Source organism: Roseateles subflavus (assembly GCF_030285365.1).
GTDB lineage: Bacteria > Pseudomonadota > Gammaproteobacteria > Burkholderiales > Burkholderiaceae_C > Roseateles_B > Roseateles_B subflavus.
Genome location: NZ_JASVDS010000004.1, coordinates 468,987 through 494,774, shown reverse-complemented (window position 1 = coordinate 494,774; position 25,788 = coordinate 468,987). Strand labels below are relative to the sequence as shown.

16 protein-coding genes are annotated in these 25,788 nt (G+C 70.5%); 5 read left to right on the top strand and 11 right to left on the bottom strand.

Annotated elements, in window-relative coordinates; all coding sequences use genetic code 11:
* Positions 1-40 precede the first annotated feature (40 nt).
* From cobA to QRD43_RS16520, 8 genes are all read right to left on the bottom strand, one after another.
* Positions 41-841 (bottom strand): uroporphyrinogen-III C-methyltransferase, encoded by an 801-nt coding sequence (gene cobA / locus QRD43_RS16555; protein WP_285983598.1) that lies wholly within the window; start codon positions 839-841, stop codon positions 41-43.
* Positions 838-3,609: a nitrate reductase gene (locus QRD43_RS16550; RefSeq protein ID WP_285983597.1), complete on the bottom strand. Its 2,772-nt coding sequence runs from the start codon at positions 3,607-3,609 to the stop codon at positions 838-840. Before QRD43_RS16550 ends, cobA begins: the two co-directional genes overlap by 4 nt.
* A gap of 4 nt (positions 3,610-3,613) precedes the next feature.
* Positions 3,614-4,009 (bottom strand): nitrite reductase small subunit NirD, encoded by a 396-nt coding sequence (gene nirD / locus QRD43_RS16545; RefSeq protein ID WP_285983596.1) that lies wholly within the window; start codon positions 4,007-4,009, stop codon positions 3,614-3,616.
* Between the two features lie 9 nt (positions 4,010-4,018).
* Positions 4,019-6,445, bottom strand: a complete 2,427-nt coding sequence (gene nirB, locus QRD43_RS16540) for a nitrite reductase large subunit NirB (RefSeq protein ID WP_285983595.1) — start codon at positions 6,443-6,445, stop codon at positions 4,019-4,021.
* A gap of 71 nt (positions 6,446-6,516) precedes the next feature.
* Positions 6,517-7,350, bottom strand: a complete 834-nt coding sequence (locus tag QRD43_RS16535; protein ID WP_285983594.1) for an ABC transporter ATP-binding protein — start codon at positions 7,348-7,350, stop codon at positions 6,517-6,519.
* 10 nt (positions 7,351-7,360) lie between these two features.
* A complete protein-coding gene (gene ntrB, locus QRD43_RS16530; protein WP_285983593.1) occupies positions 7,361-8,242 on the bottom strand; it encodes a nitrate ABC transporter permease in 882 nt (293 codons plus the stop codon).
* Between the two features lie 35 nt (positions 8,243-8,277).
* The gene (locus tag QRD43_RS16525; RefSeq protein WP_285983646.1) at positions 8,278-9,474 is read right to left on the bottom strand and encodes a CmpA/NrtA family ABC transporter substrate-binding protein; all 1,197 of its coding nucleotides are present in this window, start codon (positions 9,472-9,474) and stop codon (positions 8,278-8,280) included.
* Positions 9,475-9,782: 308 nt separating this feature from the next.
* Entirely contained in the window at positions 9,783-10,415 is a 633-nt protein-coding gene (locus QRD43_RS16520) for an ANTAR domain-containing response regulator (protein ID WP_285983592.1), read from the bottom strand.
* Between the two features lie 245 nt (positions 10,416-10,660).
* Between QRD43_RS16520 and QRD43_RS16515 the strand changes: the two genes are divergently transcribed.
* Together QRD43_RS16515 and QRD43_RS16510 are read left to right on the top strand one after the other, a co-directional pair.
* The gene (locus QRD43_RS16515) at positions 10,661-12,442 is read left to right on the top strand and encodes an immunoglobulin domain-containing protein (protein WP_285983591.1); all 1,782 of its coding nucleotides are present in this window, start codon (positions 10,661-10,663) and stop codon (positions 12,440-12,442) included.
* 460 nt (positions 12,443-12,902) lie between these two features.
* Positions 12,903-15,275, top strand: coding sequence for a M4 family metallopeptidase (locus tag QRD43_RS16510; protein WP_285983590.1), 2,373 nt, complete (start codon positions 12,903-12,905; stop codon positions 15,273-15,275).
* Positions 15,276-15,319: 44 nt separating this feature from the next.
* On the opposite strand, the gene QRD43_RS16505 is transcribed toward QRD43_RS16510, so the two are convergent.
* Both QRD43_RS16505 and QRD43_RS16500 read right to left on the bottom strand, forming a co-directional pair.
* Positions 15,320-16,381 carry a CE1 family esterase gene (locus tag QRD43_RS16505; protein ID WP_285983589.1) on the bottom strand — a complete coding sequence of 354 codons (1,062 nt, stop codon included), beginning with the start codon at positions 16,379-16,381 and terminating at the stop codon, positions 15,320-15,322.
* 39 nt (positions 16,382-16,420) lie between these two features.
* Positions 16,421-16,870 (bottom strand): urease accessory protein UreE, encoded by a 450-nt coding sequence (locus QRD43_RS16500; RefSeq protein ID WP_285983588.1) that lies wholly within the window; start codon positions 16,868-16,870, stop codon positions 16,421-16,423.
* Between the two features lie 592 nt (positions 16,871-17,462).
* Between QRD43_RS16500 and QRD43_RS16495 the strand changes: the two genes are divergently transcribed.
* From QRD43_RS16495 to QRD43_RS16485, 3 genes are all read left to right on the top strand, one after another.
* The gene (locus QRD43_RS16495; protein ID WP_285983587.1) at positions 17,463-19,196 is read left to right on the top strand and encodes an ABC transporter permease; all 1,734 of its coding nucleotides are present in this window, start codon (positions 17,463-17,465) and stop codon (positions 19,194-19,196) included.
* A 45-nt stretch (positions 19,197-19,241) separates the two neighbouring features.
* Positions 19,242-20,588, top strand: coding sequence for an ABC transporter ATP-binding protein (locus QRD43_RS16490; protein ID WP_285983586.1), 1,347 nt, complete (start codon positions 19,242-19,244; stop codon positions 20,586-20,588).
* Positions 20,589-20,698: 110 nt separating this feature from the next.
* Positions 20,699-24,031 carry an amidohydrolase family protein gene (locus QRD43_RS16485; protein WP_285983585.1) on the top strand — a complete coding sequence of 1,111 codons (3,333 nt, stop codon included), beginning with the start codon at positions 20,699-20,701 and terminating at the stop codon, positions 24,029-24,031.
* A gap of 83 nt (positions 24,032-24,114) precedes the next feature.
* On the opposite strand, the gene QRD43_RS16480 is transcribed toward QRD43_RS16485, so the two are convergent.
* Complete coding sequence (locus QRD43_RS16480) at positions 24,115-25,677, bottom strand: DegQ family serine endoprotease (protein ID WP_285983584.1); 1,563 nt, start codon at positions 25,675-25,677, stop codon at positions 24,115-24,117.
* Between the last annotated feature and the right edge of the window lie 111 nt (positions 25,678-25,788).

The window sequence follows — 25,788 nt, the reverse complement described above, 5'->3', positions numbered from 1 at the left end:
GCGCCCGCCTTGCCCGTCCCCCGCGACCTGCGCCGCAGGGTCAGCGCGCGGCCCGCCCCAGGGACGGTGCGGCGTCAGGCAGGCACTGCCGCGCCTGCCCCAGTGCCACTGCCTCGCCGATCACCAGCACCGCCGGTGAGCCGAGCCCTTCGCCGGCCACCAGCGCCGGCAGCAGGGCCAGCACGCCGAAGGCCTCGCGCTGGCGCTCGGTGTGGGCCGCGCTGATCACCGCGACGGGGGTGGTGGCGGCGAGCCCGCCCGCCAGCAGTGCCGCGACGATCTCGTGGCAGCGGCTCACGCCCATGTAGATGACCAGCGTGAGGCCCGACCGGGCCAGCGCCGCCCAGTCCGGTGCCCGGCCGCCCTCGCCGTTGTGGCCCGTCACCAGGGCCACGCCGGGCGCGCACCGCCGGTCCGTCACCGCAATGCCCACGCTGCTGGGGCCCGCGAGGCCGGCGCTCAGGCCGTTCAGCACCTCGACCTCGATGCCCTCCGTGCGCAGGGCGTCGACCTCCTCCCCGCCGCGGCCGAAGATGAAGGGATCGCCTCCCTTGAGTCGCACCACGTGCAGGCCCTGGCGCGCCGAGCGGATCATCAGTCCATGGATGAAGTGCTGCTCGGTCGACACGCAGCCGCCGCGCTTGCCCACGCGCAGCACGCGGGTGGGACTGGGCAGCTCGGCGAGCAGACGGGGGTCGACGAGGTCGTCCACCAGCACGAGGTCGGCCTGCATCAGGCGCGACCAGGCCTTGCGAGTCATCAGCTCGGGATCGCCGGGACCGGCGCCGACCAGGCTGACGCGGCCGGCGATACCGCAGGCGTCGGTGTTCGGGGTGCTCATGAGAGGGTCTCCAGGGTCGTTTGACTGAGTCGGCGCAGCTGCGGCAGGCAGGAGCCGCACTGGGTGCCGCAGCGCAGGGCCGCCTGCACCGCCTGCAGCCGGTCGGCGGGGGCCAGGTCTTGACAGCGCTGAAGCTGGCCCTGGATCTGCGCCTCGCGCACGCCCAGGCACTGGCAGACGACCGGGCTGGCGGGCGGCTCGGCAAGCCGGGCCTGCGGGGCCAGCAGCTGACGTCCGAGCGGCGCCACGGGGCGGGCCTCGCGCCACCAGGCGTCGAGCCAGGCGCCGTCCTCGCCCTGCGCCACGCGCAGCCAGGCCTGCAGGCGGGCATCGCCGCCCTCGCCCTGCAGACGCAGCAGGCGCAGGTGGCCGCGGCGGCCGTCGGCATAGCGCATCGTGCCCGGCCGCTGCAGGTCCAGCGCCGCGAGCAGCTGCGTCACCCACGCGGGATCGGGCGTCTGCGCGAAGGCGGCCTCCAGCTGCCAGCCAACCTGGCCCGGCGTGGCCCCCTCGGCGGGCACGCAGCTGGCGTAGGCGGCATCGCGACCGAGCGCCAGCAGCTGCTGGTGCAGGCGCTCGGCGTGGGCAGCATCGACATGGGCGGCCCCCATCACCCGCCAGGGCAGCTCGACCCGGCGCAGGCGGATGGCGGCGAACTTGAGCTCGGGCTGGGCCGAGTCCGGGCAGCGCGCATCCTGGCTCAAGGAATTCACGCCGTGCATCGCGGCGCCCTCTTCGTCTCGTCCGAGCAGGTATTCGCTGCCCCAGTGCATCGGCAGCCAGGCCTGGCGCAGGCCGAGCTGCGGGTCCGCCGCCACCCGGACGTGCAGCGTGCCGCGGGCGCTCTCCACGGCCACGAGCTCGTCCTGCCGCAGCCCGTGGCGGGCGAGTTCCTCCGGATGCAGCCCCAGCCGGGGCGCGGGCGCGCTCGCGAAGGCCGCCGGCACCGTGCCGCTGCGGCTGAGGCTGTGCCACTGGTCCCGCAGGCGGCCGGTCGAGAGCTGCAGCGGCCGCTCGACGGTCAGCGGCTCCGCGGGCGCGCGCCAGGCGATGGGCAGGAAGCGGGCACGGCCGCTGTCCGTGGCGAAGCGCCCGTCCTCATACAGCCGCGCGCGCCCCTGCGCGGCGCCTGCCGGGCAGGGCCACTGCTGCGGCGCGACCTCGAGCCCGGCGTAGCTGAGGCCGGTGATGTCGAGGTCCCGGCCGCGTGTGGCCGCCCGGTGCTCCAGCCACGCCTCGGCCGGGTGGTTCCAGTCGAAGAGGCGAGGCTGGCCCGGGCGCAGGGCCGGCTCCAGGCGGCGCGCCAGGTCTCGCACGATCTGCCAGTCCGTGCGCGCGTCCCCCGGGGGCGGGACCGCGGCACGCACGCGGCTGATGCGCCGCTCGCTGTTGGTGACGGTGCCCTCCTTCTCGCCCCAGGTTGCCGCGGGCAGCAGCACGTGGGCGAACTCGGCCGTGGCGCTGCCCGTGAAGGCGTCCTGCAGCACGACCAGCTCGCAGCGCTGCAATGCGGCGCGCACGAGGGACTGCCGCGGCAACGACTGCGCCGGGTCCGTGCAGGCGATCCACAGCGCCTTGATCTCGCCGGCCTCGGCGGCCTCGAACATCTCGACGGCCGTCTTGCCGGGGCGATCCGGGATCTGCTCGACCCCCCACAGCCGCGCGACCTCGGCACGATCGACCGCGGAGGCCGGATCCCGGTGTCCCGGCAGCAGCGTGGCCATGCCGCCGGCCTCGCGGCCGCCCATGGCATTGGGCTGCCCGGTGAGCGAGAACGGCCCGGTGCCCGGGCGCCCGATCTGGCCGGTGGCCAGGTGCAGCTGGATCAGCGCCTGGTTCTTGTCGGTGCCGGCGCTGCTCTGGTTCAAGCCCATGCAGTACAGGGACAGCGTGGCCGGGCTCTGCGCAAAGAGCTGCGCCGCCTCGATGATCTGAGCCTCCGGCAGGCCGCACAGCTGCGCCGCGCGGGCCGGCGTCATGGCGCGCACGGCCTCGCGCACGGCCTCGAAGCCCTCGGTGTGGGCGGCAATGTAGTCCGCGCGGATCCAGCCCTGCCAGATCATCACGTGCAGCAGGCCCTGGAACAGCGCCACGTCGCTGCCAGGGCGCAGCGCCAGGTGCAGGTCGGCGAACTCCGCCGTCTCGGTGCGGCGCGGGTCGACGACGATGATGCGCAACCCGGGGCGCGCGGCCTTCGCCGCCTCGATGCGCCGGAACAGCACCGGGTGGGCCCAGGCCGTGTTCGAGCCGGCAATGAAGAGGCAGTCGGCCCGCTCCACGTCCTCGTAGCTGCAGGGCGGCGCGTCCGCGCCCAGGGCCTTCTTGTAGCCCACGACGGCCGAGCTCATGCACAGGCGCGAGTTGCTGTCGATGTGCGGTGTGCCCCACAGGCCACGGGCCAGCTTGTTGAAGGCGTGGTAGTCCTCCGTCAGCAGCTGGCCGGAGACGTAGAAGCCGAGCGCTTCCGGGCCGTGCGCCGCGCGCAGGGCCAGCAGGCGCGCCACGAGACGATCCTGCACCTCGTCCCAGCCGCTCGCCTGCCAGGCTTGTGCCCGGTCCTCGCGCCATTGCGGCTGCAGCAGGCGGCGGCTGGCCAGCACTTCTGGCTGCGCCGTCAGGTGCAGGCTGGCCCCCTTGCTGCACAGCCGGCCGAAGTTGGCCGGATGGTCGGGGTCGCCGCGCACGCCGGTGATGCGCGGGCCCTCGCTCTCGATGATCACCCCGCAGCCCACGCCGCAGTAGGCACAGGTGCTCCGCGTCTCCCTCATGGCGTCAGCAGCGACGGCCGCAGGCGCTGGGCGCCAGCGCTTCGGTGCCCAGGCTGTCCAGCTCGCTCGCCAGCAGCAAGACCTGACCCTCGACCAGCCTCACCTCGAAGCGCGGCGTGCGGCCCTCGTCGGGCTCGCGGGCGCTGCCGGTGCGCAGCTCGATGGTCCAGTGGTGCAGGGGGCAGGCCACGGCCTTGCCGAAGACCAGGCCCTGGCTCAGCGGGCCGCCCTGGTGCGGGCAGCGGTCCAGCAGCGCATGCACCTCGTCGTCGGAGGTGCGGAACAGGGCGACGGGCGCGGCCTCCGGCAGCGCGGGGCGCTGGATGCGGCGGGAGCCCAGGCGCGGGATGTCGTCGAGGCGGCAGACGGCGATCCAGCCGTCGGTGGGGATCGTGTGCATGGCGGCTCCTCAGAGGGTCTCGAACTGGCGCAGGTCCACGCGCGCCTTGTCGTGCTCGAACCAGGGGTCCGGCTCGTTCGCGAGCGCGGCCTGCAGCGCCGCCCACAGCGCCTGGCGACCGGGGCCGTCCTCCAGGATGCGGCGGCGGACGTGGTCCATGCCGACGCGGGCGACGTAGTGCACCGTCCGCTCCAGGTACCAGCCCTCCAGGCGGTAGAGCTGCAGGAAGGCGCCGCTGTACTCCAGCACTTCCTCTGCCGTGCGCAGCTTGCACAAGAACTCGGCCACCTCGGTCTTGATGCCGCCGTTGCCGGCGATGTAGATCTCCCAGCCCGAGTCCACGCCGATCACGCCGACGTCCTTGATGCCGGCCTCGGCGCAGTTGCGCGGGCAGCCGCTGACGGCGATCTTGACCTTGTGCGGCGCGTACATGCGCCACAGCGCGCGCTCCAGGTCCTTGCCCATCTGCGTGGAGTCCTGGGTGCCGAAGCGGCACCACTCGCTGCCCACGCAGGTCTTCACCGTGCGCAGGGCCTTGGCATAGGCGTGGCCGCAGGGCATGCCGAGGTCCTGCCAGACGGCCGGCAGGTCCTGCTTCTTCACGCCCAGCAGGTCGATGCGCTGGCCGCCCGTCACCTTGACCGTGGGGATGGCGTACTTGTCCACCACGTCCGCGATGCGACGCAGGTCCGCGGCCGTGGTCTCGCCGCCCCACATGCGCGGGATCACGCTGTAGCTGCCGTCCTTCTGGATGTTGGCGTGGCTGCGCTCATTGATGAGGCGGGACTGCGGATCGTCCACCGCCTCGTGCGGCCAGGTGCTGATGAGGTAGTAGTTCAGGGCCGGGCGGCAGGTGGGGCAGCCGTCGGGGCTGGTCCACTCCAGGGTCTGCATCACGGCCTCGCGGCTCGTGAGATGCCGATCGCGGATGGCCTCGCGCACCTCCTGGTGGCTGAAGCCCGTGCAGCCGCACATCGCCTTCTTGCGCGGCGTGGCCGAGTAGTCGCCGCCGGCGGTGAACATGATCAGCTGCTCCACGAGGCCGGTGCAGGAGCCGCAGGAGGCGCTGGCCTTGGTGTGCTTGCGCACCTCCTCCAGCGTGAAGAGGCCCTTGTCCTTGATGGCCTTGCAGATCGCGCCTTTGCTGACGCCGTTGCAGCCGCAGACTTCATCGCTGTCGGCCATGGCGGCGGCCTTGCTGTGGCCTTCGTGGCCCACGTCGCCGATATTGGATTCGCCGAACATCAGGCGCTCGCGGATGTCCGCGACGCTGCGGCCCTCGCGCAGCAGCTTGAAGTACCAGCTGCCATCGACGGTGTCGCCATAGAGGCAGGCGCCGACGAGCTTGTCGTCCTTGATCACGAGCTTCTTGTAGACCCCGGCGTGCGGGTCGCTCATCAGGATCTCCTCGCTGCCCTCCCCGCCCATGAAGTCGCCGGCCGAGAAGAGGTCGATGCCCGTCACCTTGAGCTTGGTGCTGGTCTGGCTGCCCTGATAGCGGCCGATGCCGAACTGCGCCAGGTGCGTGGCGCAGACCTTGCCCTGCTCGAACAGCGGCGCGACAAGGCCATAGGCGATGCCGCGGTGGGCCGCGCACTCGCCCACGGCGTAGATGCGCGGGTCGGTGACCGTCTGCAGGGTGTCGCTGACCACCACGCCGCGCTGGCACAGCAGGCCGGCTGATTCGGCCAGCGCCGTGTTCGGGCGGATGCCCGCGGCCATCACCACCAGCTGGGCGGGGATCACCGTGCCGTCCTTGAAACGCACCTGGCTGACGCGACCGTTCTCGTCGCCGATCAGGGCCTCCGTCTGGGTGCCCAGGCGGAACGTGAGGCCGCGCTGCATCAGGGAGTCGCGCAGCAGGCTCCCGGCCTGCTCGTCGAGCTGGCGCTCCAGCAGCCAGTCGCCCAGGTGGACCACGGTGACGTCCATGCCGCGCAGCATCAGGCCATTGGCGGCTTCCAGGCCCAGCAGGCCGCCGCCGATGACCACCGCCTGGCGGTAGCGCGTCGCGGCGTCGATCATCGTCTGGGTGTCCGCGATGTCGCGGTAGGCGATGACGCCGTCCAGGTCCTTGCCGGGCACCGGCAGGATGAAGGGGGTCGAGCCGGTGGCGATGAGCAGGCGGTCGTAGGCGGCCTCCGTGCCATCGGCGGCGCGCACCACGCGGCGGCGGCGGTCGATCTCGGTGACCGTCCGGCCCAGGTGCAGGGTGATGCCCTGCTCCTCATACCAGCTCAGCGGGTTGAGGACGATCTCGTCCAGCGTCTGCTCGCCGGCCAGGACGGGCGAGAGCAGGATGCGGTTGTAGTTGGGGTGCGGCTCGGCGCCGAAGACCGTGATGTCGTAGAGGTCCGGCGCGATCTTCAGCAGCTCTTCGAGGGTGCGGACGCCGGCCATGCCGTTGCCCACCATCACCAGTTTCATCTTGTCCATGCGTGCTCCAGGCAAGACCTGGCCCTGCCCGCGAGGCTCGCAGGCAGGCCGGTCGGAAATCCAGGGGGGGGTCAGGCTTGCAGCGCGGGCTCGGCCTGGTCCTGCCCGGCGTGTCCGGCGTACAGGAAGTCGATCACCGCCTTGCGGCAGTGCAGGTAGACCGCGTCCTCGGCCAGCTGCACGCGGTGCCGCGGGCGAAGCAGCGGCACGGGCAGGACCTGCGCCAGCGTGGCCGCGCGACCGTCCGGTGTGGGCGGGCTCATCATGACGATGCGGTCCGAGAGCAGCACGGCCTCGTCCACGTCGTGCGTGACCATGAGCACCGTGCTGCGCGTGGTCGCGACGATCTTCAGCAGCTCGTCCTGCAGATGGGCCCGGGTCAGTGCGTCAAGTGCACCGAAGGGCTCGTCCATCAGCAGCACCTTGGGCTCCATCGCCAGGGCGCGGGCGATGCCCACCCGCTGCTTCATGCCGCCCGAGATCTCGTGCGGACGCTTGTAGGCCGCATGGGCCATGCCGACGAGCTCCAGCGCGGCCTGCGCGCGGGCCACCAGGCGAGGCCGGGCCTCCTTGGCGGCAAAGACGGTCTCGACGGCGAGCAGCACGTTGTCCAGGCAGCTGAGCCAGGGCAGCAGCGAGTGGTTCTGGAAGACCACCGCACGCTCGGGCCCGGGGCCGGCGATCTCGCGCTGGTCGCACAGCAACGCGCCCTGGCTGGGCTTGAGCAGCCCGGCCACGAGATTCAGCAGCGTGCTCTTGCCGCAGCCGGAATGGCCGATCAGGCTGATGAACTCGCCTCGGCGGATGTCCAGATCGATGCCCTCCAGGGCCTTGAACGATCCCTGGCGGGTCTTGTAGACCATGTCCACGCCCTGGATCTGGATGAAGGGGTTGTTGCTGTGCATGGCAGTCTCCTCATTCCTCAAAGCTGAAGCGGCGCGCCAGTGCGACCAGCGCCGATTCCAGCAGCAGCCCCACGATGCCGATCACGAAGATCGCCACGATGATGTGCTGCACGTTCAGGTTGTTCCACTCGTCCCAGACCCAGAAGCCGATGCCCACGCCGCCGGTCAGCATCTCCGCGGCCACGATCACCAGCCAGGCGGTGCCCACCGACAGGCGCACGCCGGTCAGCATGTAGGGCAGCACCGAGGGAAAGAGGATGCGCGTGAGCAGCTTCCACTCCGAGAGGTTCAGCACGCGGGCGACGTTCAGGTAGTCCTGCGGCACGCGCTGCACGCCCACCGCCGTGTTGACCACCATGGGCCAGATCGAGCAGATGAAGATGGTCCAGATCGCCGCGGGGTCGGCGCTCTTGAAGACCAGCAGACCGATGGGCAGCCAGGCCAGCGGCGAGACGGGCTTGAGCAGGCTGATGAGGGGCGAGACCATGCGGTTCGCGAACTCGAAGCGCCCGATCACGAAGCCCAGCGGGATGCCCACCGCGGCCGCCAGGCCGAAGCCCAGGGCCACGCGCTGCAGGGAGTTCAGCACGTTCCAGCCGATGCCGACGTCGTTCGGTCCCTTGCGGTAGAAGGGGTCGCTGAAGAGCTGCACGGCGGAGTCCCAGGTGGCGGCCGGCGTCGGAATGGGGCCGCCCTTGAACGTCAGCAGCGCCCACAGCCCGATCAGCAGGGCCAGGCCCAGCACCGGCGGCAGCGCCCGGGCGAGCAGCGCCGACACGTCCAGGGGCTGGCGCGGCGCCCGCGGCGGCCGCGGAAGTGGCGGGCTCGCGGGCACGGGCGGCGCGGGCGCAACGCTCGTGTCGCGAGGGGAATGGAAGACGGCAGACACCATGGAGACTCCTTGAGATCGTTCAGTGCGAGGGAGGCTCAGGCCTTGAGCTTGAAGCCGTCGGCATAGCGGGCGGGGTCCTTGCCCTCCCACACGGTGCCGTCGATCAGCTTGCTGCTGCGCATCGGGTCCTTGGGCACGCTCACCTTCAACTGCGAGGCAGCCTCGCGGTAGAGCTCGACCTGGTTGATCTGCTTCGCCACGGCCAGGTAGTCCGGGTGGTCCTTGATGAGCCCCCAGCGCTTGTGCTGGGTGAGGAACCACATGCCGTCGGAGAGATAGGGGAAGTTCACGGCGCCGTCGTCGAAGAACTTCATGTGCTTCGGGTCGTCCCAGGTCTTGCCCAGGCCGTTCTGGTAGCGGCCCAGGATGCGCTGGTTGATGGCGTCCACGCTGGTGTTGACGTAGCTCTTGTCGGCGATGGTGTCGGCCATCTTCAGCTTGTTCTGCAGACCGGCGTCGATCCAGCGGCTGGCCTCCAGCACGGCCATGATGACGGCGCGTGCGGTGTTGGGATACTTCTTCACGAAGTCGCCCGTGGCGCCGAGCACCTTCTCGGGATGGTCCGGCCAGATCTCCTGGCTCGTGGCCGCCGTGATGCCGATGCCGTCCATGATGGCGCGGTGGTTCCAGGGCTCGCCGACGCAGTAGCCGTCCATGTTGCCGACGCGCATATTGGCCACCATCTGCGGCGGCGGCACGGTGATGACCTTGGCCCCGCCCCAGGGGTGCACGCCGTGCGCAGCGAGCCAGTAGTAGAGCCACATGGCATGCGTGCCGGTGGGGAAGGTGTGGGCGAAGCTGTACTCGCGCTTCTCCGTGGTCATCAGCCTGGCCAGCGAGGCGCCGTCCACCGCGCCCTTGTCGGCCAGCTTCTTGGACAGCGTGATGGCCTGGCCGTTGCGGTTGAGGGTCATCAGCACGGCCATGTCCTTCTTGGGGCCGGAGACGCCGAGGTGCAGGCCGTAGACGAGACCATAGAGCACATGGGCCATGTCGAGGTCGCCGTTGACGAGCTTGTCCCGCACGCCGGCCCAGGAGGCCTCCTTGCTCGGGATGATGCGGATGCCGTACTTGCGGTCGAATCCCAGGACCGAGGCCATCACGACCGAGGCGCAGTCGGTGAGCGGGATGAAGCCGATACGGACCTCCTCCTTCTCCGGCTTGTCCGAGCCCGCGGCCCAGGCCTGCGGCATCGTGAGGCTCGCGGCGGTCCCGACGGCGGCGCCGAGCATCTGTCGTCTCTCCTGGCTCATCAAGCCCTCCTGGTGGCTGCTGGACATGCGTGTTCTCCTGATGACTGCAAAGCAAAAAAGGCGTCACGACCTGCTGGCGGCGCGCTTGCACCGCTCAGGGGTCGGACGCCTTTGTCCGGATGTCGGGGCCGATGCCTTCGGCCTGTCGTCGAGGACCACGCCTTTGTGGCCCCCGAACGCTCTTCAGCAGGAAGCGTGCCAGGCGGTTTCCCCCGCGGCGGGCGCTCCTGATGCACCGCAACACGCCGCCGGCGCCTCGCCTTGGTGCATGCCTGCCGGGCGCGGCCTCATGTGGGGCGCAGCAGGGATTGCGCGTCGATGATCCGGGCGGCGACTTCGGCCATGGGCAGCTTGCGGTCCATCGCGAGGCGGCGCAGCCGCTGGTAGGCCGCCTCCTCGTCGAGCCCGGCCTCCTGCATCAGGATGCCCTTGGCCCGCTCGATGGTCTTGCGCGCCGCGAGCTGGGCCTGCGCGCGGTCGAGTTCCTGGCGCAGGGCCAGGTCTTGCTCGAAGCGGGCGATGGCGACCTGCAGCACCGGGGCCAGGCGATGCGGCTGCATCCCGGCGACCACATAGGCGCTGACGCCCGCCGCCAGCGCCCGCCGCATCGGTGCATCCGCGGGGTCCTCGGCGAAGACCACGACCGGGCGCGGCAGTGCATCGTTGAGCGCAGCGAGGTTCTCGAGCGTGTCCCGCGTGGGCGACTCGGCGTTGACGATCACCACGTCCGGCTGCAGGCGCTGCACGCAGTCGTGGATCAGCGCGGCGTTGTCCACCGTGCCCAGCACCTCGCAGCCCAGCTGCTGCAGTTCCCCGCGCAGCAGCTGGGGGCTCGCCACGCCGTCCTCGATCAGCAGCACGCGGATGCCCTGCATCCCGCCGGGCTCACCGCCCTTCCCTGGTTTGTCGATACGGTCCATGCGCGGGGCGGCGCAAGATCCGTGCCCGACGAAACTTGTGTGGACCGCGGCCCCAGGCCTCAATTGCGTACAAGCCAGGCGACCGTGGGCTGGGCATCATGCCTCCCGGAGAAGAGAAGGCCCGATGCAGGCCTTCCGTCCAGGCGGCCCTCGTGGGTCGGAAGCGCCCGAGAGAGGGGATCCCCCGTGCAGCTCTGCGATCCAGAGCTGCGATGTCCTCTTTCGCGTCCACGGAGACTGCTTTCATGCTTGCTCGACTCCTTGGCACCGGCCTCGTGGCCGGTGCCCTTCTTCTTCCGCAGCCCGGATCCGCCGGTCCGGCCTCCATCGCCCTCGGCGACATCGACCAGGGCACCTTCTGCTACCGGGAGCCCCTGAACCTGAAGGCCGACGTCAGCGACCTCAAGGCCGGCTTCACGGCCAGCAACTGGCTCGCCACGATCACCGGCGTGTACGGTCGGCGCTGGCCCAGCGGCAAGGCGCTCGCCCAGGCGCAGGCGAACGACCCGTACTTCAAGGGCTTCGTCGACACCAGCAGCTTCAACAAGATGGCCGAGTCCCTCATGGTGGCCCTCCACGAGGAAACCCACATGTGGGACCTCGACGGCAGTCGCACGCAGTGGAACGCCTACAGCTCCTCGTGGATCGACGACACGACGCAGTTCCTCAAGTTCCCGCTCTACGACGCGGACGGCGGCTTTCCCCGCAAGGAGATCCTGGCGCTCATCAAGGACGACGCCTCGTCCGACATGGACAAGCTCTACCTCCAGGACAGCGCCCAGGGCGACTACCACCTCCAGGGCGTGACGGCCGAGCTCAACGCCGGCCTGATGGGCCTGCCCGCCGCGCTCGCGGTGGCGGAGTTCATCGACGGCATCGGGGCCAGCAACTCCCGGGACATCGCGCTCACCAACCTCAACTACCTGCAGCTCTACCTGCGCGTCGCCAAGGCGAATCATGCGGGCTACTACGCCAAGCTCAAGAGCGACGCCACGTGGCGCAAGTACGTGCTGGTGCAGTTCCTGCGCACGGCCTACTTCATCACGCAGTCCGACGCCCAGGCCGCGAAGCTCGGCAGCAGCAAGGTGCCGGCACTCATCAACCGGGTCTATGCCCCCGAGAACCTCGCCATCCTCGAGGACTTCAGCGGCTATCGCTTCCCCACGCGCATCAGCGACAGCTGCATGGGTGGCGGCGTCAGCACGGCGCCGGTGATCAGCGCGCCGCCGCAGAACGTCGTCGTGACGGCCGGCCAGGCCGCGAGCTTCAGCGTGTCGGCCAGTGGCGGCGCCCTGAGCTACCAGTGGCGTAAGAACGGCGTGAACGTCGCCGGCAACGGCAATGCGGCCACCTACCGCATCGACAGCGCCCAGACCGCCGACGCGGGCAGCTACCACGTCGTGGTCAGCAACAGCCTGGGCACGGTGGCCAGCAGCGCGGCCAGCCTCACGGTGAACCCCGCCAACCTGCAGATCGGCGTCAGCCCGTCCATTGCGACGCTGAACATGGGCGCCACCCAGGCCTTCTCGGCGACGGTCACGGGCACGCCCAACACGGCGGTGACGTGGTCGGTCGTGGAACAGGACGGCGGCAGCATCACCCCGGCCGGCGTCTACACCGCGCCGGCCCGTCTGGGCACCTTCCATGTGAAGGCCACCAGCCAGGCGGACAGCAGCCGCAGCGCGCAGGCCACGATCACGGTCAACGGGCCGACGGACTCGGGCACCACCGTCACCGGCACGCTGGCCTCGGGGGCCTCGACCCGCCTGCCCGGCGGCAGCCCCGGCTACTGGACGGTCGCCACGCGCTACAACTTCCGCTTCAACCTGACGGGCCCCGCCAGTGCCGACTTCGACCTCTACCTCTACAAGCTCGTCGGCAGCACCTGGACCCTGGTGGCGAAGTCGGAGGGCCCGACGTCCACCGAGGCCATCAGCTACGTCGGCGACGCCGGCCGCTACTACCTGCGCCTGACGTCCTACGCGGGCAGCGGGGCCTACACGCTGAAGTACTCGATCTACCCCTGAACGGATTGCTTGCTCTCCCTTTTGACAGCACCGGCGCGAGTCGGTGCTTTTTTTTGGGCGGCTGCGGGTAATCCTGGGAGATGGCATTCCCTGAGGCCCGCTCTCGCTTGTACGCATTTCCGGCACTGGCGTCGGATGCGTACAAGTGGGCAGTGGGCGATTGGCGGAATAGTCCGGCCCAACAACAGGACTCCGCCGCGGCGCGCACGCCGTCAGGCCGGGGCCGACGGCAGCGGGCCACCTTGGCGGCCCCGCTGCCCGCGAGGGTCGCAGGCGGTGCCAACGGCACGCTGGTCTTGCAAGTGCACGCTTCTGCAGGGACCGAACCAGGTCATGGGCAGTTCTGGCGCGCCCTTCGCCGCTTCGTCGGCGAGGGCGGCGGGCCGGTCATGGGCAGAGGCGCTCCCCCGTTCCTCCACGAGAGGGGCGGACCATCGCTTCACCACAAGAGAGATACGACATGAGCAAGACGACACCCTCCTCCCTGCGAACGCTGTTCGCCCTCGCCGCCGTCGCCGCGGCCACCCAGGCCCTCGCGGCCGAACGCATCGACCTGTCCGCCGGCAAGGGTGCCACGCCCGGCCAGACGCTGGTGCCCGGCGCCCAAGGCGCCGCGGCCCTGGGCCTGCGTGCCGAGGACCTGCGCGCCACCCGCAGCCAGACCTACGCCAGCGGCCTGGTCGTGACCCGCCATCAGCAGCTCTTCCAGGGCGTGCCGGTGTGGGGCCATGGCATCGTCGAACACCGCGCCGCCGCCAAGGGGCTTGCGGCCCCGAGCTCGCACTTCACCGGCGTGCTCGTCAACAAGATCGAGCAGGACCTGGCCAGCGCACGCCCGGCCCTGAACGAATCCGCCGTGCTGGCGCAGGCCCGCGGCCTGGCCCGTGCCGCCGACACGCGCAACGAACAGGTGCAGCTGTTCGTTCGCCTGAACGAGCAGAACAAGGCCCAGCTGGTCTACCAGGTCTCGATGCTGTCGGGCCAGGAGAAGACGCTGAGCCGGCCCTTCTTCCTGATCGACGCCAACACCGGCGCCGTGCTGGACCGCTGGGAAGGCCTCAACCACGCCAACGGTACCGGCCCTGGCGGCAACCAGAAGATCGGCCAGTACGAGTACGGCACCACGGCCGGCAAGGGCTATCTGGACGTCACGCAGAGCGGTTCCACCTGCTCGCTCAACAGCACGAACGTCGCCACCATCAACCTCAACGGCGGCACCTCGGGCTCCACGCCTCACAGCTTCACCTGCCCGCGCAACACCGTGAAGACGATCAACGGCGCCTACTCGCCGATGAACGACGCGCACTCCTTCGGCAACATCATCTTCAACATGTACCAGGACTGGCTGAGCGTGCGCCCCATCAGCCAGAAGCTGCAGATGCGCGTGCACTACGGCAACAGCTACGAGAACGCCTTCTGGGACGGCACGGCGATGCACTTCGGGGACGGCGCCTCCACGTTCTATCCGCTGGTGTCGCTGGACGTGGCGTCCCATGAGATCAGCCACGGCTTCACGGAGCAGAACTCGGGCCTCGTCTACTCGCGCCAGTCGGGCGGCATGAACGAGGCCTTCTCCGACATGGCCGGCGAGGCCGCGGAGTACTACGCCCGGGGCTCGAACGACTGGCTGGTGGGCTACGAGATCTTCAAGGGCTCCGGCGCCCTGCGCTACATGGACGAGCCGACCAAGGACGGTCGCTCCATCAGCAACGCCGCCAACTACAACGACTCGCTGGACGTGCACCTGACCTCGGGCGTCTACAACAAGGCCTTCTACACGCTGGCCAACAAGTCCTCCTGGAACACGCGCAAGGCCTTCGAGGTGTTTGCGGACGCCAACCGCCTGTACTGGGGCCAGAACGAGACCTTCAGCAATGGCTCCTGCGGCGTGATGAAGGCGGCGCAGAGCCGCGGCTACGCCGTGGCCGACGTGATCAGCGCGTTCAACGCCGTGGGCGTCACCTGCCCGAACCCGCCGTCCGACGGCCTGCCGGCGATCACCAGCCAGCCGGCCAGCGCCACCGTCACCGTGGGCAACACCGCCACCTTCAGCGTCTCCGCCACGAGCGATACCACGCTGAGCTACCAGTGGCGCAAGAACGGCAGCGCCATCAGCGGCGCCACCGGTGCCAGCTACACGACGCCCGCGACCACGACGGCCGACAACGGCGCGCTCTTCAGCGTCGTCATCACCAACGCCAAGGGCAGCGTGACCAGCGCCAACGCGACGCTGACCGTCAAGAGCAGCGACACCACCCTGCCCGTCATCACCAGCCAGCCGGCCAGCGTGACGGTCAACGCGGGCAGCCCGGCGACCTTCTCGGTGACGGCCACCAGCAGCTCGGCCATGAGCTACCAGTGGCGCAAGAACGGCAGCAGCATCAGCGGGGCCACCTCGGCGAGCTACACGACGCCCGCCACGACCACGGCTGACAACGGCGCGAACTTCAGCGTCGTGGTCACCAACGCCAACGGCAGCACCACGAGCGGCAACGCCACGCTGACGGTCAACGGCGGCGGCACGGGCGGCACCACCGTGACGGGCACGCTGGGCAATGGCGGCTCGGCCACGTACCCGAGCGGCAGCCCGGGCTACCACTACAGCAGTGGCGGCGGCGCATTCAAGATGAACCTCAGCGGCCCGGCGAGCGCGGACTTCGACCTGTACCTGTACAAGTGGAACGGCAGCAGCTGGTCCATCGTCGCGCGCTCCGAGGGCTCGACCTCCACCGAGGCCATCTCCTACAACGGCACGGCGGGCTACTACTACATCGAGGTCTACTCGTACTCGGGCAGCGGCACGTTCACGCTGAACTACACCCTGCCGCGATAAGCGCCGGGCGCCGTTCTCATTTCAGGGGGCTGGCGTCCTGAGGGTCAGCGGCGCGGCAGCGACTGGAAGAAGGCCCAGATCGTGTCGTTGGCGTCGAGGGCCTGGGAGGGCTTCTCCTTGCCGGGGCGGCTGCGGTCCGAGCCCGGCCAGCTGTGACCGCCGGTCTCGGTGGTGCAGAGTTGGACCTGCACGCCGTCGGCGCAGCCGCTGTGTCGCACGCAGGTGGCGCCGGGGCGCTCGAGCACCGGCTGCGTGGCCGCGCTGCACTGGTTGCGCTGCACCCAGCGGCGCTCGGTCTCGGGGACGGACACGAAGTCCATCACCTTGCTCGTGTCCCGGAAGGCCTTGGGACCGGCACCGCCCTGGTAGAGGACATGGTCGTCGTCGAGCGCATGGATCATCAGCACGGAGACCGGCCGGCGTGGCTGGCAGGTGCTGGTGGCGTCCGTCCCGGCCACGGCGGCGATGCCGGCCAGCTGCTCGGACAGGTCGCAGGCCAGGCGGTGGCTCATCATCCCGCCGTTGGACATGCCGATGGCGTACACGCGGCCGGCATCGACGCTCAGCCGCTGCTTCAGGTGGCCGATGAGGGCGCGCACGAAGGCGACATCCTCGCTGCCGCTGTCCCGGGCGGAGCCGCAGCAGCCGCCGGCATTCCAGGTGGCCAGATGATGGCCCGGCAGGCCGCTGTACCCGTTGGGGAAGACGGCGATGAAGCCGGCGCTGTCGGACTTGCTGATGAGCCCGTAGCGGCTGTCGTCCGCCTGGAGCTCCATGCTCCCGCCACCGCCGTGGAAGGCCAGCACCACCGGCATCGGCTGACCCGGGCGGTAGCCGGGCGGCACATGGACCATGAACCGCCGCGTCTGTCCCATCACGTCGAGGCGCCCCGTGTGCGTGCCCGGGCTCGCCAGCTCGGCGTCGCTGACGTCCGTTGGGGGCGCGTCGGACTTGCGGCCCTCGCGCCGTTCGGCCATGCGCTCGCGGATGCGTTCGCGCAGCGTGCCCTGCTGGGCCTCGACGGGCGGGGGCAGGCTGATGAGCGTGACGGCCGCCAGCAGCAGGGCCAGGAGCGCCGAAGCGCGGCGCGGGACTCGACAGTTCATGTGAGGGTCTCCATGACGAGGCCCGGACCGCCGCCGGGCTCAGTGCTTGTGGTCGTGCTTGTGGTCGTGCTTGTGGTCGTGCTTGTGGTCGTGGTCGTGATGACCGTGATCGTGGTCATGGCCGCAACCCGGGCCATGCACGTGCGGCGCGGCCGTCACCGCGATGCCCAGGGGCTTGCCGCGCGCCGCCGGCGCGTGGTCGTGGCCATGTTCGTGGTCGTGCCCGCAGCCCGGGCCGTGCACATGGGGCGCCGGCGCATGCGGGGCCACCACGCGGATGAGCGAGCCGTCCTCGCCCACCAGCACGTCGCCATCGTGCAGGGGGGTGCCGGTGGGCAGCGCCACGCGCAGCGGGCGCCCGAGGCTGTCGATGGCCTGGAACTGGCCGGCGGCGGTCTGGACGGCATCCAGGGTGACGGCGGACGCGCGCTTGAGCAGCACGGCAGCCAGACCTTGGCCCTGGGGCAGGAACTTGGAGACGGGGATCATGATGAATCTCTGCAGGTAGCGCCTCTGCGAGGCACGATGGCGGCATTGTCCGTGATCGTCCGGCGCCCTGCTGTGCCCGCATTGCATCCCGGGCAGGCCACCTGCCGCGTGTCGGTTTCGTCAAGGAATGCAAAGTCACCCGCGCTGGGCGGCAGGGCGGCTGCCAGCGATTGACGCCCCATTGGTGCGATGCAACAATCGCGCCCGTCTCAACAACGGAGTCCCCCTCGTGGACAGTGTCAGTCCTCCTTGCTTCTCTGCGATGCGTGCCGCCCGGGCCGCCGCAGCGCTGATGCACTGACACCCGTTGGACGGGTGGCTGCGCGTCCTGCCGCTGCCGCCCACCGCTCCCTGGAGCCGCCTACAGCCGCCTGCAGCCGGTCCTCCCGGTCTTGCCAGCGCTGATGGAAGGGCCAGAATCGCCCGGAACGCCGGCCCTGGCCGGCGCTCCCGCGGCTCGCCTCGCGCCTTTCCCCACCCGCCCGCGTGCCGGATCCTCGGCAGCCGCTTGGCGTCACCCGGCCTGCTGCCGGGCGCATGACGCCGTCGGAAGCCCTCCCTGCCGCGGCGCTTTGCCTGAGCGTTGTCGCCCATGAGCAAGAACACGCGCGAATTCTTCGCCCGGCCCGTCGTCGAGGCCGGCATCAACCGCTGGGACTGGGCGCTGCTGCCCCTTGTCCTGGCCATGCTCGTCCTGCTGGGCTACGGCGCGGCGCAGATGGCCCGCCCCTTCGAGCTGGGGGACGTGCTGCCGCTGTCCCTCGATCCCTGGCAGCTGCCCTACTACCTGCTGCGCACCACGCTGCGCATGTTCATGGCGCTGGCCGCCGCGCTGGTCTTCAGCGCGGTGTTCGCCGTGCTGGCCGCCAAGTACCGGGCGGCCGAGCAGGTGCTGGTGCCGCTGCTGGACATCCTGCAGTCCATCCCCATCCTCGGCTTCCTGTCGATCACGGTGACGGGCTTCATCGCCCTCTTCCCGGGCAACCTGCTGGGCGTGGAGTGCGCGGCGGTGTTCGCGATCTTCACCTCGCAGGCCTGGAACATGGCCTTCAGCCTCTACCAGTCCCTGCGCACCGTGCCCTCGGAGCTGCACGAGGCGGCGCAGGTGTTCCAGCTCTCCGGCTGGCAGCGCTTCTGGCGACTGGAGCTGCCTTACGCCATGCCCGGGCTGCTGTGGAACATGATGATGTCCATGTCCGGCGGCTGGTTCTTCGTCGTGGCCTCGGAGGCCATCACCGTGTCGAACCAGAGCATCAAGCTCCCCGGTGTCGGTTCCTACATCGCCCTGGCCATCGAGGCGCGCGACCTCGCCGCCATCGGCTGGGCGATCGGGGCGATGCTGATCGGCATCCTGCTCTATGACCAGCTGCTGTTCCGCCCGCTGGTCGCCTGGGCGGACAAGTTCCGCTTCGAGGAAGGGGGCACGGACCTCGCGCCGCGCTCCTGGCTCCTGAGCTGGCTGCGGCGCACGCACGGGATGCAGCGCCTGGCGGGCTGGTCGGGGCAGCAGCTGCAGCGCACGCTGCTGCTCTTTCGGCGCCGCTACGACGGCACCTCGGTCCGGGCGCGCCCCGCCGTGCCGTCGCCCCTGCTGCGGCGGGCCTGGGACGCGCTGCTGGCCGCGCTGGTCCTGTTCGCCGTCTGGCGCCTCGTGGACTTTGTGCACACGGAGGTCGGCTGGGCGGAAGTGGGCCACGTCTTCGTGCTGGGCGGCTACACCCTGGCGCGGGTGCTGGTGCTGATCGCCCTGGCGGCGCTGGTGTGGGTGCCCATCGGCGTGTGGATCGGCCTGAATCCGCGCTGGGCCGGGCGCCTGCAGGCCGTGGCGCAGTTCCTGGCCGCCTTCCCCGCCAACCTGCTCTTCCCGGTCGTGGTGATGGGCGTCGTGCACTGGCACCTCGACCCGGACTGGTGGTTGTCGCCGCTGATGATCTTCGGCACGCAGTGGTACATCCTCTTCAATGTGATCGCCGGCGCGTCCAGCATCCCGAGCGAACTGCGCTTCGCTGCACAGAACCTCGGCGTGCGGGGCTGGCTGAAGTGGCGGCGCTACCTGCTGCCGGCCGTCTTCCCCAGCTTCGTCACGGGGGCGATCACCGCGAGCGGCGGCTCGTGGAATGCCTCCATCGTCGCGGAGTACGTCAGCTGGGGCGACACCACGCTGCGGGCCCAGGGCCTGGGCAGCTACATCGCCGAGATGACCGCCCGCGGCGACTTCCCCCGCATCGCCCTGGGCATCGGGGCCATGTGCGTCTTCGTGATGGGCCTCAACCATTTCGTGTGGCGGCGGCTCTACCGCCTGGCGGGCGATCGCCTGCACGCCTGAGCCCCGCCCGTCACCCCACAGCATTCACAGATCCGGAGGTATCCCATGGCACAGGCCATCATCGAACTCCAAGGCGTCGGCAAGACCTTCCGCTCGGCCGACGGCCATGTGCGCCCCGTGCTTGACGCCGTCGACTTCAGCCTGCGCGAGGGCGAGATCGTCGCCCTGCTGGGCCCGTCGGGCTCGGGCAAGAGCACGCTGCTGCGCATCATGGCGGGGCTGATCGCGGCCGACCGCGGCCGGGTGCAGTACCGCGGCCAGCCGCTGCATGGCACGGCGCGGGCCATCAGCATGGTCTTCCAGTCCTTCGCGCTCTTCCCCTGGCTGACGGTGCAGCAGAACGTCGAGCTGGGCCTCGAGGCACGCGGCATGGGCAAGACCGAGCGAGAGGCGAAGGCCGAGGCCGCCATCGAGCTGATCGGCCTCTCCGGCTACGAGGGCGCGCTGCCACGCGAGCTCTCGGGTGGGATGCGCCAGCGCGTGGGCATCGCGCGGGCGCTGGTCACCGAGCCGGAGGTCCTGCTGATGGACGAGGCCTTCTCGGCCCTCGACGTGCTCACGGGCGAGCGCCTGCGCGAGGACATCCTCGAGCTGTGGCAGGGCGGCACCATGCCCACGAAGGCCATGCTCGTGGTCTCGCACAACATCGAGGAGGCCGTGCTGATGGCGGACCGCATCCTCGTGTTCGCGAGCGACCCGGGCCGCATCCGCTGCCAGCTCGCCATCCAGCTGCCCCGGCCCCGCCACCCGGACAGCGCCGAGGTGCGGGCGCTGATCGACGAGGTCTATGCGCTGATGACGGCCGGCGCGGGCCGCCCGGTGCGGGCCGGCAGTGAAGCCGCGGGCGCGGTCAGCGGGGAGGCGGCCCGGCCGGCGAGCGTCACCGAGCGGCTGCCGCAGGCGGACGTCGCGCGCATGGACGGCCTGCTGGAGCTGCTGGCCGCCCCGCCCTTCCGAGGCCGTGCGGACCTCCCGCAGCTGGCCGCGGCCTCCGAGCTGACCGATGCCCAGATGCTGCCCGTCGCGCATGCCCTCGCGCAGCTCGGTCTGGCGCATCTGGAAAGCGGCGACCTGCAGGTGAGCGCCCTCGGCCAGCGCTATGTCGATGGCGGGCATGCGCTGCGCCAGGAACTCTTCGGCCAGCAGGTGCTGGACCGCGTGCCCCTGATCGCCCACATCCGCCACAGCCTGGAGCAGGACGCCGGCGGGCAGCTGCCCGACCGCCCGTTCCTGCGCCTGCTCAGCGAGCAGCTGGGCCCGGTCGAAGCGGACGCGGTGCTCAACACGGCCATCTCCTGGGCGCGGCATGGCGAGGTCTTCGAGTACGACTTCCACACCCGGCTGCTGCGCCTGCCGACGGGGGAGACCGAGGCGAAGGACGAGGCCGTCTGACACCGGCAGGGCCGCCCGGTGCGCGCGGCTGCCGCCGTTCGCGCCTTGAAAACCGCCGTTCAGGGAGCCCCTGATGGCGGCCGTCAGGGCGCGGGCTATGCTCGCGCGCCATGAAGACCCAACGCCCCTTCCACACGACACCCACCCCTGCCCGCCTCGCCCAGGCCCTGGCGGGCGCCCTCCTGTGCAGCACCCTGGCCGTCGCGGCCGACAAGCCTGCGGACAAGCCCGGCACCGAGGCGAAGAAGCCCGCCTGGAACGTCAACCAGCCGCCCGGCGAGGTGCAGACCGTCTCCGTGGACGTGCGCACCGGCACCTGGATGAGCGTGGACGTGAGCCCGGACGGCCAGACAATGGTCTTCGACCTGCTGGGGGACCTCTACACCCTGCCGATCGCCGGCGGCGAGGCGACGTCCCTCACCAAGGGCCTGGCCTGGGACATGCAGGCCCGCTTCTCGCCGGACGGCAAGCGCATCGTCTACATGTCGGATGCCGGTGGCGGCGACAACATCTGGGTGATGAACGCCGACGGCACGGGCGCCCGCGCGCTCACGACGGAGGACTTCCGTCTGATGAACAACCCGGTGTGGCACCCGAACGGCCAGTACGTGCTGGCCCGCAAGCACTTCACCGGCACCCGCTCGCTGGGCTCGGGCGAGATCTGGATGTACCACCTGGACGGCGGCAAGGGCGTGCAGCTCAACGAGAAGCCGAACTGGCAGAAGGACCGCGGCGAGCCGGCCATCTCGCCGGACGGCCGCTTCCTGTACTACTCGCAGGACAGCACGCCCGGCAGCAGCTTCCAGTACAACAAGGACGGCAACGGCGAGATCTTCCGCATCTTCCGCCAGGACCTGCAGGACGGCACCACCGAGCCCTTCGTCACCGGCCCCGGCGGCGCGGTGCGCCCGACCCCTTCGCCGGACGGCAAGTACCTCGCCTTCGTGCGCCGCGTGCGCAGCGCGGACGGCCCGCAATCCACGCTCTTCCTCAAGGACCTCGCCACGGGCCGCGAGTTCGCCGCCTGGGGCCAGCTGGAGCGCGACCTGCAGGAGAGCTGGTCCGTGCATGGCGTCTACCCGGCCTTCGCCTGGACGCCCGATGCCCGCTCGATCGTGGTGTGGGCGCAGGGCAAGCTGTGGCGCGTGGACCCGTTCAAGGGCAGCGCCGCCGAGATTCCCTTCCATGTGAAGGACACCCGCGAGATCCGCCCGGCCCTGCGCTTCGCCCATGACGTCTCGCCCGCCGAGTTCGACGTGAAGCAGCTGCGCTGGGTCACCGTCTCGCCGCAGGGCAGCCAGGTCGTGTACTCGGCCCTGGGCCGCCTGTATGTGAAGGACCTGGCGGGGGCCTCGCCGGCCCGTCCGCTGGGCAAGGACGACGGCGGCTTCGCCTACTACCCCAGCTTCTCGCGCGATGGCCGCGAGCTGGTCTATGTGCGCTGGGATGATGCGCAGCTGGGCAGCGTCTGGAAGCTGGACCTGGCCTCCGGCCGCGAGACCCGCCTGACCCGCACGCCGGGCAAGTACCTGGCGCCTCGCCTGTCGCCGGACGGCAAGTGGGTGGCCTACCAGAAGTCCAAGGGCGGCTACCTGACCTCGCCGCTGCAGGGCCTGGAGACCGGCCTGTACGTGGCGCGCGCCGACGGCCAGGGCGAGCCGCAGCGGGTCAGCAAGGACGGCACGGCGCCGCAGTGGGGCGCCGGCAGCGAGCACCTCTACTTCACCCGCAGCAGCTATCCGAGCGAGGTCGACAGCGTGCACAAGCTCGTGCGCCTGAATCTGCAGGACCGCAGTGAGCTGGACATCGCCAAGAGCGAGTTCGCCAGCGAGTTCAGCCTGTCGCCGGACGGCCGCTGGCTGGGCTTCGTCGAGCGCTTCCATGCCTACGTCGTGCCGCTGCCGGCCACGGGCAAGACGCTGTCGCTCGCGCCCAAGATGGACGCCGTGCCCGTCAAGCAGCTCGACATCAACGCGGGCGAGTACTTGCAGTGGTCGGGCGACAGCCAGACCCTGCACTACGCCCTGGCCGACCAGCTCTTCAGCGTGCCCCTGGCGCAGGTCTTCGCCAAGGGCGAGGGTCAGGCCTACAAACCTGCCGAGCAAGGCCGTGCCATCGGCTTCCGCCAGGCGGCGGACAAGCCGCAGGGCCGCATCGCCTTCACCGGCGGGCGCATCGTCACCATGAAGGGCAACGAGGTCATCGAGGACGGCACGCTGCTGATCGAGGGCGACCGCATCGTGGCCGTGGGCCGTGCAGCGGACGTCGCGGTGCCGGCCGATGCCCGCCGCGTGGACGTGCGCGGCAAGACGCTGATCCCCGGCCTGATCGATGCCCACTGGCACGGCGGCATGGCGGAGTCGCGCCTGATCCCGCAGCAGAGCTGGGTGAACTACGCCTCGCTGGCCTTCGGCCTCACGACCATCCACGATCCCAGCAACAGCACGGCCGAGATCTTCACGCAGGCCGAGATGCAGCGCGCCGGCCGCGTGGTCGGCCCGCGCATCTTCTCGACCGGCACGATCCTGTACGGCGCCAAGGCGGACGTCACGGCGCTGATCAACAGCTACGAGGACGCCCTCACCCACCTCAAGCGCATGAAGGCGGCGGGCGCCATCAGCGTGAAGAGCTACAACCAGCCGCGCCGCGAGCAGCGCCAGCAGGTGCTGGCCGCTGCCCGCGAGACGGGGATGATGGTGGTCCCCGAGGGCGGTTCGCTCTTCCAGACCAACATGAGCATGGTCGTGGACGGCCACACCGGCGTGGAGCACGCGCTGCCCGTGGCCAAGGTCTATGACGACGTCCTGCAGCTGTGGCCGCAGACCGCCGTGGGCTACACGCCGACGCTCAATGTGGCCTATGGCGGCCTCGACGGCGAGCACTACTGGTACGCGCGGACCGATGTGTGGCGCCACCCCATCCTCTCGAAGTTCGTGCCGCGTTCGGTGCTGGAGCCCCGCAGCGTGCGCCGCGAGACGGCGCCGGAGGAGGACTTCAACGTCATCCAGGTGGCGAAGACGGCCACGGCCCTGGAGCGCGCCGGCACCCGCACCAACATCGGGGCGCACGGCCAGCGCGAGGGTCTGGGCGCGCACTGGGAGATGTGGATGTTCGGCCTGGGCGGCATGAGCTCGCTGGAGGCGATTCGCAGCGCCACGCTGAACCCGGCCCGCTACCTCGGCCTCGACCACGACATCGGCTCGCTCGAGAAGGGCAAGCTGGCGGACCTCGTGGTGATCGATGGCGACGTGCTCAAGGACATCCGCCAGAGCGACCGCATCAGCCAGGTGATGGTCGGCGGCCGTCTGTATGCCGTGCCGAGCATGAACGAGGTCGCTCCGCGCCAGAAGGCCCGCAAGCCCTTCTTCTTCGAGGGTGAGGCCGCCGGAACGCCGCTGGATGGCGACGCGCTGGCCGAGGGTCACGGGCATCACGGCCACTGAGGAGCCCCGGCTCCCCTGAACGACAAGGGCGCCCCGCGGGGCGCCCTTTCTTCATCGTGCCGTTGTGCCAACGGACGTGGCGATCAGCCGAGCTTCACAGGCACGAAGATGCGGTCCCGCCCGCGCTGCACCAGCAGGGCCACGGACTTCTCGGCCCCGGCGACCACGCTGCGGACCTGCTCCACCGAGCTCACGGGCGTGCCGTTCACGGCCAGCAGCACGTCACCCGGACGCACCCCGGCCAGCGCGGAGGGGCCGCTGACGTCGTCGATCACCAGGCCCTCCTTCATGCCGCTGTCCCGGCGCTCCTGGGGCTCCAGCGGCCGCAGGGCGAGACCCAGCCGGCCCTGCTGCGGGCCCGCCTCGTCGTCGGCCTTGGCCACGCGGCCCTTGCGCTCGCCGTCATCCCCGAGCTTGGCCTTGAGCGTCTCGAGCTTGCCGTGGCGCCAGACCTCCAGCGTGGCGGCCTCGCCCGGCAGGGCCTGGCCGACCAGGGCCGGCAGGTCCCCGCTGGCCACGATGGGCTGGCCGTTGAACTTCAGGATCACGTCACCCGACTTCAGGCCCGCCTTGGCGCCGGCGCTGCCGTCCTCGATGCTGGCCACCAGCGCGCCTTCCGGCCGCGCCAGCTTGAAGGAGTCCGCGAAGCCCTGGTTCACGTCCTGCACCGTGATGCCCAGGCGGGCGTGCTGCACCTTGCCGCCCTTCTCGATCTGCTGGCGCACGCGCTGAGCCACCTCGACGGGGATCGCGAAGGACAGGCCCTGGTAGCCGCCGCTCTGGCTGTAGATCTGCGAATTGATGCCCACCACCTCGCCGCGCGCGTTGAACAGCGGGCCGCCGGAGTTGCCGGGGTTGATGGCGACGTCGGTCTGCAGGAAGGGCACGAAGCTCTCCTGCGGCAGCGCGCGGCCCTTGGCGCTCACGACACCGGCCGAGACGCTGTTCTCGAAGCCGAAGGGCGAGCCGATGGCCAGCACCCATTCCCCCACGCGCAGGTTCTGCGTGCTGCCCAGGGTCACCGTGGGCAGCCCCTTGGCCTCGATCTTCAGCACGGCGACGTCGGTCTTGGGATCTGAGCCGAGGACCTTGGCCTTGAACTCGCGGCGGTCCGTCAGCTTGACGGTGACCTCGGAGGCATCGCGCACCACGTGGGCATTGGTGAGGATGGTGCCGTCCTCCGACACGATGAAGCCGGAGCCCTGGCCACGCGTGGGCATCTCGCCGCCACGCGGGAGCTGGGGCTGGAAGCGCCGGAAGAACTCGGCGAAGGGGTCGTCCGGGTCGAGGTCCGGCATCTGGCCGCGACGCTGCACCGGCGTCTTCACGGTACCGGTGACGCTGATGTTCACCACCGCCACGCCCTGGCGGGCCGCGATGGTGGCGAAGTCCGGAAGACCGGCGGGCGGCGGCGTGAGGGCGGCGGCCGGCGCGGCCGTGCCCGCGACCGGTGCCGCACTGGCCAGCACGGGGCTGCTCACGGCGCCGCCGTCGGTCGAGGCCGGCGTGGCGGAGGTGCTGGTCTTGATCGTGGTGCTGGCGTGCATGGCGCCCGCACCACCGGCGGCGCCGAGCACGCCGGCCGCCACCAGGGCCCAGACCAGCCGGCGGGCCGGGATCATGCGGATGGAGCGAGGTTCTTTCATGGCGTTCTCCTTGGCTGCTGCGACCCGGAGGTCGCGATGGCAGTGACTGTGGAGCGCGTCGCTTAGAAGTCGCTTAACGAAGCTGAGCCCGTCCTGAGGGCCAGGTCTTGC

What these genes read in the sequence shown, in the direction of transcription:
- cobA (WP_285983598.1), bottom strand. Translation starts at nt 841, where the DNA reads ATGAGCACCCCGAACACCGACGCCTGCGGTATCGCCGGCCGCGTCAGC.
- QRD43_RS16550 (WP_285983597.1), bottom strand. Translation starts at nt 3,609, where the DNA reads ATGAGGGAGACGCGGAGCACCTGTGCCTACTGCGGCGTGGGCTGCGGG.
- nirD (WP_285983596.1), bottom strand. Translation starts at nt 4,009, where the DNA reads ATGCACACGATCCCCACCGACGGCTGGATCGCCGTCTGCCGCCTCGAC.
- nirB (WP_285983595.1), bottom strand. Translation starts at nt 6,445, where the DNA reads ATGGACAAGATGAAACTGGTGATGGTGGGCAACGGCATGGCCGGCGTC.
- QRD43_RS16535 (WP_285983594.1), bottom strand. Translation starts at nt 7,350, where the DNA reads ATGCACAGCAACAACCCCTTCATCCAGATCCAGGGCGTGGACATGGTC.
- ntrB (WP_285983593.1), bottom strand. Translation starts at nt 8,242, where the DNA reads ATGGTGTCTGCCGTCTTCCATTCCCCTCGCGACACGAGCGTTGCGCCC.
- QRD43_RS16525 (WP_285983646.1), bottom strand. Translation starts at nt 9,474, where the DNA reads ATGCTCGGCGCCGCCGTCGGGACCGCCGCGAGCCTCACGATGCCGCAG.
- QRD43_RS16520 (WP_285983592.1), bottom strand. Translation starts at nt 10,415, where the DNA reads ATGGACCGTATCGACAAACCAGGGAAGGGCGGTGAGCCCGGCGGGATG.
- QRD43_RS16515 (WP_285983591.1), top strand. Translation starts at nt 10,661, where the DNA reads ATGCTTGCTCGACTCCTTGGCACCGGCCTCGTGGCCGGTGCCCTTCTT.
- QRD43_RS16510 (WP_285983590.1), top strand. Translation starts at nt 12,903, where the DNA reads ATGAGCAAGACGACACCCTCCTCCCTGCGAACGCTGTTCGCCCTCGCC.
- QRD43_RS16505 (WP_285983589.1), bottom strand. Translation starts at nt 16,381, where the DNA reads ATGAACTGTCGAGTCCCGCGCCGCGCTTCGGCGCTCCTGGCCCTGCTG.
- QRD43_RS16500 (WP_285983588.1), bottom strand. Translation starts at nt 16,870, where the DNA reads ATGATCCCCGTCTCCAAGTTCCTGCCCCAGGGCCAAGGTCTGGCTGCC.
- QRD43_RS16495 (WP_285983587.1), top strand. Translation starts at nt 17,463, where the DNA reads ATGAGCAAGAACACGCGCGAATTCTTCGCCCGGCCCGTCGTCGAGGCC.
- QRD43_RS16490 (WP_285983586.1), top strand. Translation starts at nt 19,242, where the DNA reads ATGGCACAGGCCATCATCGAACTCCAAGGCGTCGGCAAGACCTTCCGC.
- QRD43_RS16485 (WP_285983585.1), top strand. Translation starts at nt 20,699, where the DNA reads ATGAAGACCCAACGCCCCTTCCACACGACACCCACCCCTGCCCGCCTC.
- QRD43_RS16480 (WP_285983584.1), bottom strand. Translation starts at nt 25,677, where the DNA reads ATGAAAGAACCTCGCTCCATCCGCATGATCCCGGCCCGCCGGCTGGTC.